Raw genomic sequence first — 278 nt, 5'->3', positions numbered from 1 at the left:
TCTGTTGCCAAAAACAAAGTAGATAAGCCTTTTATTCTCGATCGGTTGATACACTAGAGGTTTTTATGCATTTTTTTTCTTATAATCAGGGTGTCCTTCATGCTGAAGGTCTTTCTCTTTCTGCATTGGCGCAGGATGTCGGAACTCCTTTTTATTGTTATTCGGCTAATGCGCTGGTTACACGTTTTAAAGATTATCAAAACGCTTTTCGAGATATGCCTAGTTTGATTGCTTATGCCGTGAAGGCTAATTCCAATCAGGCAGTGTTACAACTTTTA

At 38.1% G+C, this 278-nt stretch carries 1 pseudogene; it reads left to right on the top strand.

What is annotated here, in order from left to right:
• Positions 1-65: 65 nt before the first annotated feature.
• Positions 66-278: pseudogene (locus ACFIK8_RS12240) on the top strand (diaminopimelate decarboxylase); the annotation flags it as partial.

It is taken from the genome of Bartonella sp. MR168JLCBS, from assembly GCF_042194175.1.
This window is presented reverse-complemented; position numbering and strand designations above follow the sequence as displayed.